This window comes from Brachybacterium sp. sponge, from assembly GCF_001613775.1.
GTDB lineage: Bacteria > Actinomycetota > Actinomycetes > Actinomycetales > Dermabacteraceae > Brachybacterium > Brachybacterium conglomeratum.
This window is the reverse complement of record NZ_LRMP01000001.1, coordinates 1,026,087-1,041,314: the sequence shown is the minus strand read 5'-3', so window position 1 is coordinate 1,041,314 and position 15,228 is coordinate 1,026,087. Positions and strand designations below refer to the sequence as shown.

Sequence of the window (15,228 nt, the reverse complement as noted above, 5' to 3'; positions counted from 1 at the left end):
GCTCTCACACCTCCGTCAGCGGGTCGAGGGTGATGCGGCGGCCCTCGGCGGAGCTGGCGAGGCCCGCCTCGGCCAGCCGCACGCCGCGCGCGCCGGAGAGGAAGTCGTATGGATATTCGGAACCTTCGGCAGCGCTCACCACGTGGCGCAGGAAGTCCTCCCACTGCACCTTGAAGCCGTTGTCGAAGCCGTCGGGCCCGGCGTTGTCCGGCACCTCGATCCAGTCGTCGTAGTAGTTGTGGGGATCCTTGACGTCGGGGTTCCACACGGGCTTCGGGGTCGCCTCGCGTGGCTGGATGTGCGCGCCGTGGAGGCCCACGACGGCGGAGCCCTTGGTGCCGTCGACCTGGAACTCGACCAGCTCGTCGCGGTGGACGCGCACGTCCCAGCTGGAGTTCATCTGCACGACGGTGCCGCCCTCGAGGCGGAAGACGCCGTAGGCGGCGTCGTCGGCGGTGGCGGTGTACTCCCGGCCCTTCTCGTCCCAGCGCGTCCCGATGTGGGTGGCGGTCTGGGCGTAGACGTCCTCGATGCGGCCGAAGAGCTCCTCGATGACGTAGTTCCAGTGCGGGAACATGTCCGCGACGATGCCGCCGCCGTCCTCGGAGCGGTAGTTCCAGGAGGGGCGCTGGGCGGTCTGCCAGTCGCCCTCGTAGACCCAGTAGCCGAACTCGCCGCGCACGGAGAGGATCTCGCCGAAGAATCCGGAGTCGATCAGGCGGCGCAGCTTGAGCAGGCCGGGGAGGTAGAGCTTGTCGTGGACGACGCCGTTGACGACGCCCGCCTCCTTCGCCAGGCGGGCGAGCTCGAGCGCGTCCTCGAAGGACTCGGCGGTGGGCTTCTCGGTGTAGATCGCCTTGCCGGCGGAGATCGCCTTCTTGAGGTTCGCGACCCGCAGGTTCGTCACCAGCGCGTCGAAGTAGACCTCGTAGTCCGGGTTCGCGAGCGCTTCGTCGACGTCGGTGGTCCAGTTCTTCAGGCCGTGGCGCTCGGCGATCGTGCGCAGCTTCTCCTCGTTGCGGCCGACGAGCAGCAGGTCCGGCATGAGCCGGTCGCCGTCTGCGAGCTCGACACCGCCCTGGTCGCGGATCGCGAGGAGGGAGCGGACCAGGTGCTGGCGGTAGCCCATGCGCCCGCTCGCGCCGTTGACGATGATGCCGATCCTGCGTTCTGCCATGTGGCTGCTCTCCTTCAAGGTCGTCGGGCCGCACTCGCTGCCCCCGGCGACGGTAACCGCTTTCCGTTCTGATTGATTAGACCATGAAGCCGCTCGACCAGGCAAGCGCATCCCGACCGCATCGGGCTCGCGCCGAGAGACTGCGGTCAGCCGGAGAGAACGGACACGGCGACCCCATGGCGTTCGCCCCCGCTCGGCTCTGACAGCATGGGCGCCAGGCGACCGCACCAGCCCCGGCCCGGGCCGGCCCGACCGCCGACGCCCGCCCCATCACAGAGGAGCTCACCGCCGTGACAGCACGAGACCGACGACCGGCGATCCTCAGCCGACGCAGCTTCGCGGGCGCGACGGTGCTCGCGCTCGCGGGCGGCCTCGCGGCCTGCACCGGCGGTGACCTCTCCGTCGAGCGCACCGAGTCCCCCGAGACCACGGTGCTGCCGGGCGACGATCTCGCCGCAGCGTCCGCCGCGCTGAGCGCGGCGCTGTTCACCTCCTCGGACGTCGCCGTCCTCGCCGACGAGGCCTCAATCGAGGCGCTGCTGCCGACGCTCGAGAGCTTCCCCGCCCCACTCCTGGCGGGCGTCGACCAGACGGTCGCCGATGAGATCGAGCGGCTCGGCGCCGGCACCCTCGTCGTCCCCGCGGACATGGATCCCGGCGATCTCGGGGACGGTCGGGAGGTCGTCGAGCTCGACCTCTCCGCCGAGAACCCCGACCTCCCGAAGGTCTCCGCCGGGGAGGCGAAGACCGCTGTGACGCTGCTGGTCGACCCCGAGGCGGCTTCGCCCGCGCAGGCGCTCGCGAGCGCCGTGGTCACGGCCGCGGGCGGCACCGTCGTCGAGACGCCCGGCGGAGACGTCGGCCGCAGCAGCGAGAGCGTCGCCTCGGCAAAGGAGGCGGCCGGAGAGGACGCCTCGGCGGGCGTGCTCGCGCTCGGCGACTCCTTCGGGGACGCCTCGGCGCTGGTGGAGGCGATGGGACGGGCCGCGACGACGACCGAGCTGCCCGGCGGCGGGATCACCGCCTTCCCCGGCCGGCGCATGATCGCGGCCTACGGCTCCCCCGCCGTGCCCTCGCTCGGGATCCTCGGCGAGCAGGACCTCGAGCAGACCCTCGAACGGGTCAAGGAGATGGTCGCCGAGTACGACGGGCTCGCCGAGGAGCCGATCGTCCCCGCCCTCGAGATCATCACGACCATCGCCTCCTCCGAGCCGGGCGGCGACGGCGACTTCTCCTCCGAGATCGGCGCCGAGGGCCTGCGCGAGTGGATCGACGCGGCCGGCGAGGCCGGGGTGTACGTGGTGCTCGACCTGCAGCCGGGCACCACCGACTTCCTCACCCAGGCGAAGCTCTACGAGGAGCTGCTGACCGCCCCGCACGTCGGTCTGGCGCTGGATGCCGAGTGGCGGCTGGAGCCGGGGCAGAAGCATCTCGAGCAGATCGGCTCGGTCACCGCGGCGGAGATCAACGAGGTCTCCACCTGGCTCGCGGATCTCACGGCGGAGCACGGCCTGCCGCAGAAGGTGCTGATCCTGCACCAGTTCAACCTCTCGATGATCTCCGACCGTCAGGACGTGGACACCTCCCGCCCCGAGCTCGCGATCACCCTGCACGCCGACGGGCACGGCACCCCCGAGGACAAGCTCGCCACCTGGAACGCGCTCCAGCAGAACCTGCCGGGCGGGATCTTCATGGCGTGGAAGAACTTCCACGACGAGGACACCCCGATGTTCACCCCGGAGGAGACCTTCGCCCTGGAGCCGCGCCCCTGGTTCGTCTCGTACCAGTAGCCGCTGCGCCGGCCAGGCCTGGGCGGGTCAGGCGCCGGTGATCGCCCGGTCCAGGCGGGTGGAGATGTCGGCGAGGACCTCGTCGACGGGCTGCTCGGCGAGGCTCTTCATGAACGGCTCGACTTTCACGGGGCCGGCGAACCCGGACGCGCGGATCGCTCCCATGAACCCGTCGAGGTCGATGACGCCCGTGTCGTAGGGCAGGCGTCGGTCGAGGTCCATCTGCTCGTCGCGCGCCCGGTCCGGGCGGGCGTCGTTGATGTCGACGGAGACGATGTCGGAGGCGGCGAGGCCCGTGAGGTCCTCGGGGGTCTCCCCGGCGGTAAACCAGTGGTAGCTGTCGAGGATCAGGCCGATGTTGCTCGCGTCGGTCTCGGCGATGAGGGCGCGGGCGTCGGTGATGTCGTGGACGAAGGGGTGGCGCTCGGTGGACCAGAAGGTCTTCGGCCCGATGTACTCCAGCCCGAGCCGCAGCCCGTGGTCGGCGAGGATCTCGGAGACCAGGGAGAGCCGTCCGGCGTGCAGGCGCCAGTTGGCGGCATGGTCGAGGGTCTGGTGCATGGGGCGGATCCAGGTGCCGACGGCGGTGACCCCGGCGGCGGTGAGCAGCTCGAGGGCGTCGGGCAGGGAGCCGAGGGCGGTGCGGAACTCCTCGGCCGGGGAGTCCAGCGCGATCGGGAGGCCGGCCATCCCCCACTGCAGTCCCTTCGCCCGCAGGGCGTCACCGTGGGCGGAGACGGCCTCGAGGCCGCCGTCGGCCAGGAGGGAGCGGAAGTGCTCGGGGTCGGGGTCCACTCCCCCGAAGCCGTGCGTGACGGCGAGGTCGATGGCGGCGGTGTGGTCCAGGGGGAGCCCCAGCGCTCCGGGCGACAGGCAGGAGAACATTCTCGAAGCCTAGGAGAGGAACGGCGTGGGGCGGTGATCTGGGCCACTTCGTCCACGGGATGGGACGGCGGGGTGCCGCGGTGCGTTCAGGCACCGCCGCTCGGTCGGACGCCGCGGTGCGCTCAGCACTCAGGCACCGCCTCGCGGTCAGATGACGCGGGGACCCCTCACGCGTCGGGGGCCCGCAGGGCGAGGACGGCGTCGGCCGGCCACACGTACTCGTCGTCGCAGCGAAAGCCCCGCAGCCAGGTGACGCCGTCGACGACACGCAGATAGAAGCCCTTGGGGTAGTCGTGGTCAGCGCGGAGAGGTACGGAGTGGACGTGCACGGCGCCGGTCGGCGCCCTCCCGGCGGAGAGGATCGAGTCCGGGGCCTGCCCCTGGTCCGTGATGGCGAGGCGGAGGTAAGGGCCGGTGTCCGGCGGCAGCGGGACGAGACCCTGCGCCCGTGCCGCAGCGGTGATCTGCGGGAGGGTGCCGCCTGAGGCGAGGCCGAGCTGGTGGAGGCTGCGCTGCACGACCTCGAGCGTCTCCGGTGCGCGGGTGTCGAAGCACGGGTCCTCGAGCAGGGTGCGGGCGCTGTCGTTCAGCTGGATGCCGAGCTTCGCGAGCCGGGTGTGCAGCTCCTCCCTGCTCGCCCCGCCGACCCGCAGCTGCAGCGGGGCGCGCCGGCCCGCAGGGCTCGGCTCGTCGCCGGCGCCGGGTCCGCCGACGGCCGTCATCGCCCCACCTTCAGAGCCGTGTTCGTCGCTGTCATCACCCGTCCCTCCGCGCGTGCCCCGCCCCGTCGGCCGGCACCGCCGTAGACTCGCACACGACGAGGCTCGGTGGGCGCAAGCTGTTCAGCGGCGGGTCCAGGGCGGCGGGCAAGTACGGGCACGTGAAGCGGGTTCACTCAACCCGCCGTAACTCAACCTGTCGCGTTGAGGTGGCCGACGCACGGCTCGCGCGCGCATCACCGGGGTGCTCGGCAACGATCGCGTGGCCCTCGAGGGGCTCCTCCATGTCGATCGAGTCGCCACGTTCACCCGCAGCAACATCTGAGAGATCTGGATCGGCTGAGCCGACGCCCCCTCCCGCACCGCTGTGACGCGGGCCGGAGGGGCCGTCGTGCGGGGCCGACGACGGACGTCGGCCGCGCCGGGACTCAGGAGTCGATGACCACGGCCATCACCGCGGGCTCGCGGCGGTAGGTGCGGCGCAGGTGATTGCTGACCGTGTCGACCACGATCTGCTCGATCTCGGCGATGTCGTCGATCTTGTCGGTCTTCGACTGCGCGAGCGCCTTCTCGACCTGGGCGGAGGCACCCTCGAAGGTCTTCTTGTCGTGCACGAACCCCTTGGTGAGGAACTCGACCGGCTCGACCGGCTTGTGGGTCTTGGGGTCGATCAGCGCGACGACCGTGACCACGCCGCCGCCGGAGAGCATGCGGCGCTCGGCGAGAGTGTCCTCGGTGGCGGTGCCGATGGTCTGGCCGTCCACGTAGACGAGGCCCGCGTCGACCTTGCCGGCGACCTTGATCTTGCCGTCGACGAGGTCCACGACCACGCCGTCGAAGCCGACGACCACGCGGTCCTCGGGCACGCCGGTCTTCCGGGCGAGGTCGGCATTGGCGTGCAGGTGCTTGGACTCGCCGTGCACCGGCAGCACGTTCTTCGGCCCCACGATGTTGTAGCAGTACACGAGCTCGCCGGCGCTCGCATGGCCGGAGACGTGCACCTTCGCGTTGCCCTTGTGGACGATGTTCGCGCCGAGGTCGATGAGCTTGTTGATGATCCCGTAGATCGCGTTCTCGTTGCCGGGGATCAGCGAGGAAGCCATCAGCACGGTGTCGCCCTCGCCCACCTGGATCTGGTGGTCGCCGTTGGCCATGCGCGCCAGCGCCGCCATCGGCTCGCCCTGGGAGCCGGTGCAGATCAGGGTGATCTTGTGGTCGGGCATCGACTGGATCTTGCGGAAGTCGACGACCAGGCCGCGCGGGATGGAGAGGTAGCCGAGCTCGCGCGCGATCTTCATGTTGCGCACCATCGAGCGGCCCACGAAGGCGACCTTGCGGCCGTTGGCGTGGGCGGCGTCGAGCACCTGCTGGATGCGGTGGACGTGGCTGGCGAAGCTCGAGACGATCACGCGGCGCGGCGAGGTCGCGAAGACCTGGTCGATCGCGGGGGTGAGGTCCCGCTCGCTCATGGTGAAGCCGGGGACCTCGGCGTTGGTCGAGTCGGTGAGGAACACGTCCACGCCCTCCTCGCCGAGGCGCGCGAAGGCGCGCAGGTCGGTGATGCGGCCGTCGAGCGGGAACTGGTCCATCTTGAAGTCGCCGGTGTGCAGCACGGAGCCGGCGGAGGTGCGGATGAACACCGCGAGGGAGTCCGGAATGGAGTGGTTCACCGCGACGAACTCGAGGTCGAAGGGCCCGGCCTTCTGACGGTCCCCGGCCTTGACCTGCATGGTCTTCGGGGTGATGCGATGCTCCTTGAGCTTCGCGGTGATGAAGGCGAGGGTGAGCTCCGAGCCGTACAGCGGGATGTCGGCCCGCTCCTTGAGGAGGTACGGGACGCCGCCGATGTGGTCCTCATGGCCGTGGGTGAGCACGATGCCGACGATGTCGTCGAGGCGGTCGCGGATCGAGGTGAAGTCCGGCAGGATCACGTCGATGCCGGGCTGGTGGTCCTCCGGGAAGAGCACGCCGATGTCCACGATGAGCAGCTTGCCGTGGTGCTCGAACACGGTCATGTTGCGGCCGACCTCGCCGAGGCCGCCGAGCGGGGTGATGCGCAGGCCGTTCTTGGCCAGGCGAGGAGGAGCGGACAGCTTGTTGCGGGCAGCTACCTGCATAAGGGGATTCACAATCGTCGAAGGGACAGGGACTGAGGTCTCGGGTGCCGCGCGCGTCCCCTCGTCGGGGTGCGGCGTCCAGCACACCGTTCACGGTACGGCAGAAGGGGATATTTTCCCCACCCCTGCGTAGGAACCCGCGATCTTGTCACTTTGACAGCGCAGTACTTCGGGCGCGGCCGACGGGCCTGATGCCCGTCGGCCGCGCCTGCGCCGCCTCAAGAGGCCGCGACCTCGACCTCCCCGCCCTCGAGCAGGGCGTCAAGCTTCTCGTAGCCCTCGTTCACGCCGACCTCCATGCCGCTCTCCAGCATCCCGGCGCGGCCCTCGAAGGAGTCCAGCAGGGACTGGCTGTGCATGCGGGTCCAGCCGTCGCCGAGGTCCTCGAAGGTCATCGTGTCCAGGGAGACGCCGTCCGGCCAGCCGTCGAAGGTGAAGGTCTGCACGAGACGGTCCTCGCGCACCTCGTGGAAGCTGCCGTGGAAGGAGTACTCCTCCTTCGACTCGCGGTCGATGTTGGTGAAGGCCCAGGAGCCTCCGGTGCGGGCGTCCCAGTGGTCGATCCGGGTGTCGAGGCTCTTCGGACCGCACCAGCGGGCGTAGATCTCTGGGTCGGTGTGGGCGCGGACGAGCTGGGCGGCGCTCGCCCGGAAGTCCCGGGTGATGCGGATCAGCGGGACATCGGGATCCGCCTCGATGGCGGCGATGGTCAGACGGTCCGTGGTGGCGGGGCGGTCGGCGGCGGTCATGGCGTTCCCTCCGGGAAGTAGGTGCTGCGCGGGGCGCGGCTCGGGGCGGGGTCCTCGAGCTGCTGGAGCACGTCGTCGAGACGGGAGCAGCGGGCCTCGGCGGCGGTGCGGTGGCGGTCGATCCAGTCGGTCAGCTCCCCCAGCACCTCGGCTTTGAGGTGGACGGGGCGCCGCTGTGCGTCGCGCCGGCGGGTGACCAGGCCGGCGGACTCGAGGACCGTGAGGTGCTTGCTCACGGCCTGCAGGGACATGTCGTACGGGGCGGCGAGCTCGCCGACGGTGGCGTCACCGAGGGTCAGGCGTGAGACGAGGTCCCGTCGCGTGGGATCGGCGAGGGCGGCGAAGGCCCTCGAGAGGTCATCGGCGTCCATCACCCTCCTTCTCAACCGTTTGGTTGATGACGGTGCCGCTACGCCTCTCCGAGGCTTTCGTCAACCCTCCGGTTGATAAAGGATGTCGCGCCCGGTCAGGCGGCGGCGAGGCGCTCGAGGAGCGCCTCGAGGGAGCGCTCGGCGCGGAACGCGTGACCTCCCGGGGTGACCACGAGCTCGGGCGGGACGGCACCGTGCGCCTCCCACACCGGGCGCAGCTGCGCGAAGGCCTCGAGGGTCGCGGCGATGGGGAAGATGTGGTCGCGCTCCCCCGCCTCGATCACCAGCGGGCGCGGGGCGATCAGCGCGGCGATGTCCGCCATCTCGAGCTCGGGCAGCAGACCGGGGACGATGTTGCAGGGGCAGTGCCGGATGGAGGCGATGCTCGCGTCGAAGGTGCAGAAGTAGGTCGCGACGAGCGCCGCGGAGATCGTCTCGTCGGCCGCGGCCAGCATCAGCGCCACCGCTCCTCCGCCGGAGCCGCCGGCGACGGCGACCCGCTCTGGGTCCACGCCCGGCAGGGCGCGCAGCGCCTGGACGGCGGCGCGGGCGTCGGCGACGCGGCGGCCCATGACCGGCTGGCCACGCAGCAGATGACGGGCGGCGTCTATCTCGCAGGTCTTCTCCTCGGGCGCCCAGGGGGCGCCGCCCGGCGGGGGCGGGACGCGGCGTCGGCCGAAGCTGATCATCTCCGGGCACAGCACCGTCAGCCCGGCGCGGGCGAGCTTGTGGGCGAGGGCGTCGTGGTACTCGTCGGCCGGGTCGGTGATGACGAGGTCGTCGATGCCGCGGCCGTGCCCGGCGATCAGGACGACGCCGGCGCGGGTGTCGACGGCCGGGTCGGGGCGCAGCAGGAACGCCGGGATCACGTCGGGGTCGGCATCCGGCGCGGCTCCTGGCTCCCCGCACGGGGCGAGCAGCTGCACCTCGACCGGGCCACCGTCCGACGGGGCCGGCGGCACGGCGGCGAGGCGTCCCTCCGTCGTGGTGGGGTCGAGGCCCAGCAGGGTGCGGAGGTGCTCGCGGCGCTCCTCCGCACCACCGGCCGACGCACCGGGCCTCTCCACTCTCGCGCCCTGCCGGGGCTGGTCGGCGCCGCGGTCAGGCGAGGTCAAGCCGCACCGTTGCGAAGGAGTGCGGCGGCAGGGTCACCTCGAGGCCCCGTTCGTGCTCGCGCACGTCGGTCAGCGGCGCCGGGGCGACGGCGTCGGGCTGCTCGGGGGTGTTGTGGGCGGCGGTCGTGGCGCCGGTCAGCACGGTCGCCTCGTGGCCGGTCACCGAGCGGCCGCGCAGGTCGAGGACCAGGGTGCGGGGCTCGTCGGCCGAGAGGTTCGACAGGGACACCAGCGCCGTGCCCTCATCGGCCCGCAGCGAGGCGGAGGCGGAGAGTAGCGGCAGCGGGCGGCCGTCGACCTCGGCGACCTCCTCGGGCAGCAGCAGGTGGGCGTCGAGCGCGGCGGCGTCCTGGTGCCCAGCGCTCATGGCGAAGACGTGGTAGGTCGGGGTGAGCACGAGCGCGCCGGAGTCCGGGTCGGTGAGGATCATCGCCTGCAGCACGTTCACGGTCTGGGCGATGTTGGCCATGAGCAGCCGGTCCGCGTGGCGGTGGAAGCCGTCGAAGTGGAGGCTCGCCACGAGCGCGTCGCGCACGGTGTTCTGCTGGTACAGGAAGCCGGGGTTCGTGCCGGGCTCGACGTTCCACCAGGTGCCCCACTCGTCGAACACCAACCCGACCTTCTTGTGCGGGTCGTGGCGGTCCATGACGGTGGCGTGGCGGGCCACGAGCTCCTCGGCGCGGACGGCGCGGGAGAGGGTGCGGTACCACTCCTCCTCGCCGAACTCGGTGGCGCTGCCCTTGTCCTCCCAGGGCCCGGACATCGTGTAGTAGTGCAGGGAGATCGCCTGGAAGGGACCGGGCCGGCCGTCACGGCCCTCGAGGCCGTCGATCGCGCGCATCAGCGCCTCGGTCCAGGCGTAGTCGTCCACGTTGGCGCCGGCGGCGATGCGGGTGACCTGGTTGTCGCCGTGGTCGCGCACATAGGTGGCGTACTGGCGAGCCAGCGCGGCGTAGTCCTCGGCGCGCATGTGCCCGCCGCAGCCCCAGGCCTCGTTGCCGATGCCGAGGAACGGCACGTTCCACGGCTCGTCGCGGCCGTTCTCGCGCCGCAGCGCCGCCATCGGGGAGTCGTCGGCGCGGGTGAGGTACTCGATCCAGTCGCTCATCTCCCGCACGGTCCCGGAGCCGACGTTGCCGTTGACGTACGCCTCGGTGCCGAGCAGCTCGACGAGGTCCATGAACTCGTGGGTGCCGAAGGAGTTGTCCTCGACGATGTCGCCCCAGTGGGAGTTGACCATGCGGGGACGGTCCTCGCGCGGGCCGATGCCGTCGCGCCAGTGGTAGTCGTCGGCGAAGCAGCCGCCGGGCCAGCGCAGGTTCGGGATCCGCAGGGCGCGCAGCGCCTCGACCACGTCGGTGCGGATCCCGCGGACGTTCGGGATCTCGGAGTCCTCGCCCACGAAGAAGCCGCCGTAGATGCAGCGCCCCAGGTGCTCGGCGAAGTGGCCGTAGAGGTGGCGGGAGATCGTGGCACCGGGCAGGTCCAGGTCGATCACGACGCGGGCGGGCCCGTCGGTCGCTCCGGTCCGCGGGGCGAGCGGGCGGGTGCCGGTCGAGGTCGGGGCGAGGGCGCCGACGAGTCCGGTGGTCAGGGTGCGGGCGGTCATCGAGGGCTCCTCGGGGAGGTAGGGCGGGGGCGACGGCGCGGAACGTCTGCAGAAAGGGGACTCCAGCGGCACGCCGCGGAGCTCAGCGGCTCAGCGTGCCGCTGGAAGCCCACATCTGCAGACGCGGGGCGCGGACGGCGGGCTGTGGCTTACGGGAGAACGGCGGCAGACGGGTAGGTGGCGGCGGACGGGTGGGTGGGGGCCCGGCCGGGGTCGCTCCACCCGGCCGGACCGTGTCAGGGGTCAGGCCCGGCGGGCCAGACGGATCATCGACCAGGAGATCGCGGGCAGCGCGCCGACGAGTCGGCCTCCGTCGAGGGCGACCGAGTCGTTCGGTGCGGGCACGACGGTCTCGGGCGCGTCCTGGGTGTTCGCGGCGTAGGGGTCCTCGTGGTGGAGGGTGACGGCCTCGACCAGCTCGAGATCGCCGAAGCCGGCGAGGTTCGCGTCCAGAGCCTGCTCGCCCTCGGGTCCGCGGTTCACGACGAACAGGGTCAGCGCCCCGGACTCCTCGTCCCAGGTCGCGACCGCGTCGGCCGCGGAGCTCTCGCCGAAGCGGGTGTTGGCGAAGCTCGGGGCGGTCACGCGCACGTCGAGCACCTGCCCGGCGGCGTGGCGGGAGGTGAGGGCGAAGGGGTGGAAGGTGGTCTGCTTCCAGGCCTCCCCGCCGGGTGCGGTCATGATCGGGGCGATGACGTTGACGAGCTGGGCGAGGGAGGCGGAGGCGACGCGGTCGCTGTGGCGCAGCAGGGAGATCAGCAGGTTCCCGAAGACGACGGCGTCCATCGCGCTGTAAGTGTCCTCGAGCAGCACCGGTGCGACCGGCCAGTCATCGCCGCTGGGCGGACGGGACTCGGCGCGGTGCTGGTACCAGATGTTCCACTCGTCGAAGCTGATCATGATGCGCTTGTCGCGCTTGAGCTTGGCGCGCACATGGTCGGCGGTCGCGACGACGGAGTCGATGAAGTGGTCCATGTCGTCGGCCGAGGCGAGGAAGGAGGCCTGGTCGCCGTCCTTCTCCGAGTAGTAGGCGTGGGCGGAGATCATGTCGACCAGGTCGTAGGACTCGGTGAGGACGGTGTTCTCCCAGGCCGCGAAGGTCTCCATCTGCGAGCTGGAGGAGCCGCAGGCGATCAGCTCGAGCTCAGGGTCCTCCTGGCGCATGAGGCGGGCGGCCTCGGTCGCGATCCGCGCGTACTCCTCGGCGGTCTTGTGCCCGGCCTGCCAGGGGCCGTCCATCTCGTTGCCGAGGCACCACATGCGGATGCCGTAGGGCTCGGCGTGGCCGTTCTCGGCGCGCTGGTCCGAGTATGCGATGCCGCGGGGGGCGTTCGCGTACTGGAGCACGTCGAGCGCCTCCTCGATCCCGCGGGTGCCGAGGTTCACCGCGTACATCGGCTCGACCTCGGCCTTGCTCGCCCAGGTCATGAACTCGTCGAGCCCGACGGTGTTGGGCTCGGTGGAGTGCCAGGCGAGGTCGTGGCGGGCGGGGCGCTCCTCGACGGGGCCCACGCCGTCCTCCCAGCGGTAGCCGGAGACGAAGTTGCCGCCCGGATAGCGCACGGAGCTCACGCCGAGCTCGCGGGTCAGGGCGAGCACGTCGGTGCGGAAGCCGTCCTCGTCGGCCGACGGATGATCCGGCTCGAAGATGCCGGTGTAGACGCAGCGGCCGAGGTGCTCGACGAAGGCGCCGAAGGTGCGGCGGCGCACGGGCGCGACCTGGAAGGACGGGTGCAGGGTGAGGGTGACGGGCGAAGACATCGGTGTCGGCATCCTTGGAGTGGGCGGGCCGGCGATGCGGCGCCGGAGCGGCGATCGACGGCGGAGCGAGGGAGCGGCGAGGTCGTGCCACCGGGCAGCTGCGCCCGGCGCGACGACCGTTTCTACAACGTTGCAAACATGCTTCCACAGGCGCGACTCCCCGTCAACGGCATCCCGCCGACACACCCCGCGGCCTCGACCCGCCGGCACACCGCGCCGCCCACCCCCCACTCCGCCGTCGCCCCCTTCCGCCATCCCACCCCCACCGCGGCCGTCGGCCCGGTGCGTTCACTGGCGGAATACCGGGACCCTCGCGTTATACGGCCGAGGCTCCGCGTAAACCGCCAGTGAACTCAGAGCCTCCACAGTGACGTCCGCACCAACCGCACACCGCCCGCGCAGGACGGTGCGAGAATCGACCTCATGCCCTCGAGCCCCGCGACCCGCCGCCGACGTCCGCCGTCGCTGCGCGACGTCGCCGAGCTCGCCGGCGTCTCGATCAAGACCGTCTCCAACGTGGTCAACGACTACCCCCACGTGAAGGACTCCACCCGCGAGAAGGTGCGCGAGGCGATCCTGCAGGTGGGCTACCGTCCACAGGTCGCGGCGCAGCAGCTGCGCACCGGGGCGAGCGGCATGATCACCCTCGCCGTCCCCTCGCTGGACTTCTCCTACTTCTCGAACCTCGCCCAGCAGTTCATCGAGGTGGCGCAGGAGCGCGGGCAGACGATCCTGCTGCACTCGACCTCCGGCGGGCGCGAGGCGGAGCGGACCGTGCTCGAGGGGTTCAAGCGCGTGCTCGGCGACGGGGTCATCTTCAACCCGCTGATGCTCGAGGAGGAGCTGTTCGCGCGGATGGAGCGCACCAGCCAGCCCACCGTGTTCATCGGCGAGCACCTGCCCGAGACGCTCCCGCAGGGCAGCGACTACGTGCGCATCGACAACGTCGGCGCCGCGTACGAGGCGACCTCGCACCTGATCGCGCAGGGCCGTCGGCGCCTGGCGTTCATCGGCGCGATCGACACCGCCCAGGGCAAGCAGCCCCATTCCTCCGGGACGATGCGGCGCGACGGCTTCCTCGCGGCGCTGGACGCGCACGGCCTCGGCGGCGAGCCCGCCCGGATCCAGGTCGTGGACGACTGGCGGCGCGAGGACGGCTTCGGCGGGGCGCGCGAGCTGCTCGCTCGCCATCCGGAGGTCGACGGGATCGTGTGCGGCAACGACGACCTCGCGACCGGCGCGCTCGCCATGCTGCGCCGCCTGGGCCGGCGCGTGCCCGAGGACGTCGCCGTGATCGGCTACGACGACACCCCCGACAGCCCCTTCACCATCCCGTCGCTGTCCACCATCGCGCCCGACAAGCACACGCTCGCCGCGACCGCGCTGGATCTGCTCGCCGAGCGGATCCAGGGCTACGACGGCCCGCCCCGCACGATCGACACGCCGTACTCGCTGGTCGTGCGCGAGTCCACTGCCCGCCCCGAGAACGAGGAGCTCCCCCGGTGACGATCCCGACCCCCTACGAGGACCTGCTGCGCGAGGTCCTGGAGACCGGCCACGCCAAGGGCGACCGCACCGGCACCGGCACCCGCAGCCTCTTCGGCAAGCAGATCCGCTACGACCTCTCCGAGGGGTTCCCGCTGCTCACGACCAAGCGCGTGCACACCCGCTCGATCATCGTGGAGCTGCTGTGGTTCCTGCGCGGGGACACGAACATCGGCTACCTCCACGAGCACGACGTGACGATCTGGGACGAGTGGGCCGACGAGAACGGCGACCTCGGCCCGGTCTACGGGGCGCAGTGGCGCTCCTGGCCCACCCCCGACGGCGGCGTGATCGATCAGATCACCGACGTGGTCGAGCAGATCCGCACGAACCCCGACTCGCGGCGCCTGATCGTCTCGGCCTGGAACCCGGCGGACATCCCGCAGATGGCGCTCGCGCCGTGCCACGCCCTGTTCCAGTTCGAGGTGCACGACGGGAAGCTCTCCTGCCAGCTGTACCAGCGCAGCGCAGACCTGTTCCTCGGCGTGCCCTTCAACATCGCCAGCTACGCGCTGCTCACGCACATGGTCGCCCAGCAGACCGGTCTCGAGGTGGGCGACTTCGTGTGGACCGGCGGGGACTGCCACATCTACGACAACCACGTCGAGCAGGTGGAGCGGCAGCTCTCCCGCGACCCGTACCCCTACCCCGAGCTGCGCCTGAACCGCCGGCCCGACTCGATCCTCGAGTACGAGCCCGAGGACATCGAGATCGTCGGCTATCAGCACCACCCGGGCATCAAGGCACCGGTGGCGGTATGAGTGCGGCCGACGGGACGAGCAGCACGGGCGCGGATCCCGGCGCCGGGCCGGCCGAGGCGCGCGCGTCGAGCGCGGCCGACGGCGTGCGCGGAACGGGCGCGGCCGACGATGCGGCCGCGCCACGGATCGGCATGATCTGGGCACAGGCGCGCGGCGGAGCGATCGGCGCGGGCGGCACCATGCCCTGGCACCTGCCCGAGGACCTGAAGCACTTCAAGCGCACCACCTCCGGCTCCCCGGTCGTGATGGGCCGGCGCACCTGGGAATCCTTCCCGCCGCGCTTCCGCCCCCTGCCGGGGCGGACGAACATCGTCATCACCCGCGACGACACCCTCGAGCTGCCCGGCGCGGTGCGCGCCCGCTCGCTGCCGGAGGCACTCGAGCTCGCCGCGACCGAGTCGGGCGAGGACGGCACCACCTGGGTGATCGGAGGTGGTTCGATCTACGCCGACGCGATCGAGGTCGCCGAACGGCTGGTCGTCACCGAGATCGACCTCGAGGTCGACGGGGACACCCTCGCCCCCGAGATCCCCGCGGACTTCACGGTCACCGCTGCCGATCCTGCCGAGGGCTGGCACGAGGCCGCGAACGGGCTGCGCTACCGGATCCTCACCTACTCGCGCTGAGCC

13 protein-coding genes are annotated in these 15,228 nt (G+C 71.4%); 4 read left to right on the top strand and 9 right to left on the bottom strand.

Annotated elements, in window-relative coordinates:
• Positions 1-4 precede the first annotated feature (4 nt).
• Positions 5-1,177: a Gfo/Idh/MocA family protein gene (locus A4A78_RS04595; RefSeq protein WP_062947198.1), complete on the bottom strand. Its 1,173-nt coding sequence runs from the start codon at positions 1,175-1,177 to the stop codon at positions 5-7.
• A gap of 290 nt (positions 1,178-1,467) precedes the next feature.
• Here A4A78_RS04595 and A4A78_RS04590 point away from each other — a divergent pair, with 290 nt between their 5' ends.
• The gene (locus A4A78_RS04590) at positions 1,468-2,967 is read left to right on the top strand and encodes a hypothetical protein (RefSeq protein ID WP_062947197.1); all 1,500 of its coding nucleotides are present in this window, start codon (positions 1,468-1,470) and stop codon (positions 2,965-2,967) included.
• 27 nt (positions 2,968-2,994) lie between these two features.
• Here the strand turns inward: A4A78_RS04590 and A4A78_RS04585 are convergent, their stop codons facing one another.
• From A4A78_RS04585 to A4A78_RS04550, 8 genes are all read right to left on the bottom strand, one after another.
• Complete coding sequence (locus tag A4A78_RS04585; protein ID WP_062947196.1) at positions 2,995-3,852, bottom strand: sugar phosphate isomerase/epimerase; 858 nt, start codon at positions 3,850-3,852, stop codon at positions 2,995-2,997.
• A gap of 167 nt (positions 3,853-4,019) precedes the next feature.
• The gene (locus tag A4A78_RS04580; protein ID WP_062947195.1) at positions 4,020-4,574 is read right to left on the bottom strand and encodes a hypothetical protein; all 555 of its coding nucleotides are present in this window, start codon (positions 4,572-4,574) and stop codon (positions 4,020-4,022) included.
• 425 nt (positions 4,575-4,999) lie between these two features.
• Positions 5,000-6,688 carry a ribonuclease J gene (locus A4A78_RS04575; protein ID WP_156488552.1) on the bottom strand — a complete coding sequence of 563 codons (1,689 nt, stop codon included), beginning with the start codon at positions 6,686-6,688 and terminating at the stop codon, positions 5,000-5,002.
• A 218-nt stretch (positions 6,689-6,906) separates the two neighbouring features.
• Positions 6,907-7,437: an SRPBCC family protein gene (locus A4A78_RS04570; RefSeq protein ID WP_062947194.1), complete on the bottom strand. Its 531-nt coding sequence runs from the start codon at positions 7,435-7,437 to the stop codon at positions 6,907-6,909.
• Positions 7,434-7,808 carry a helix-turn-helix transcriptional regulator gene (locus A4A78_RS04565; RefSeq protein WP_062947193.1) on the bottom strand — a complete coding sequence of 125 codons (375 nt, stop codon included), beginning with the start codon at positions 7,806-7,808 and terminating at the stop codon, positions 7,434-7,436. Before A4A78_RS04565 ends, A4A78_RS04570 begins: the two co-directional genes overlap by 4 nt.
• A 95-nt stretch (positions 7,809-7,903) precedes the next feature.
• A complete protein-coding gene (locus A4A78_RS04560; protein WP_231880833.1) occupies positions 7,904-8,923 on the bottom strand; it encodes a dienelactone hydrolase family protein in 1,020 nt (339 codons plus the stop codon).
• On the bottom strand, positions 8,910-10,532 hold the full coding sequence (locus A4A78_RS04555; protein ID WP_082835182.1) for an alpha-N-arabinofuranosidase: 1,623 nt from the start codon (positions 10,530-10,532) through the stop codon (positions 8,910-8,912). The genes A4A78_RS04560 and A4A78_RS04555 overlap by 14 nt, the downstream gene beginning before the upstream one ends.
• Positions 10,533-10,775: 243 nt before the next feature.
• Entirely contained in the window at positions 10,776-12,293 is a 1,518-nt protein-coding gene (locus A4A78_RS04550; RefSeq protein ID WP_062947191.1) for an alpha-N-arabinofuranosidase, read from the bottom strand.
• Positions 12,294-12,716: 423 nt separating this feature from the next.
• On the opposite strand from A4A78_RS04550, the gene A4A78_RS04545 reads away from it, so the two are divergent.
• The 3 genes from A4A78_RS04545 to A4A78_RS04535 all read left to right on the top strand — a co-directional run bounded on the left by A4A78_RS04545 (position 12,717) and on the right by A4A78_RS04535 (position 15,225).
• Complete coding sequence (locus A4A78_RS04545; protein ID WP_062947190.1) at positions 12,717-13,799, top strand: LacI family DNA-binding transcriptional regulator; 1,083 nt, start codon at positions 12,717-12,719, stop codon at positions 13,797-13,799.
• Positions 13,796-14,599 carry a thymidylate synthase gene (locus A4A78_RS04540; RefSeq protein ID WP_062947189.1) on the top strand — a complete coding sequence of 268 codons (804 nt, stop codon included), beginning with the start codon at positions 13,796-13,798 and terminating at the stop codon, positions 14,597-14,599. Before A4A78_RS04545 ends, A4A78_RS04540 begins: the two co-directional genes overlap by 4 nt.
• 131 nt (positions 14,600-14,730) lie before the next feature.
• Complete coding sequence (locus A4A78_RS04535; RefSeq protein WP_062948046.1) at positions 14,731-15,225, top strand: dihydrofolate reductase; 495 nt, start codon at positions 14,731-14,733, stop codon at positions 15,223-15,225.
• Positions 15,226-15,228 lie beyond the last annotated feature (3 nt).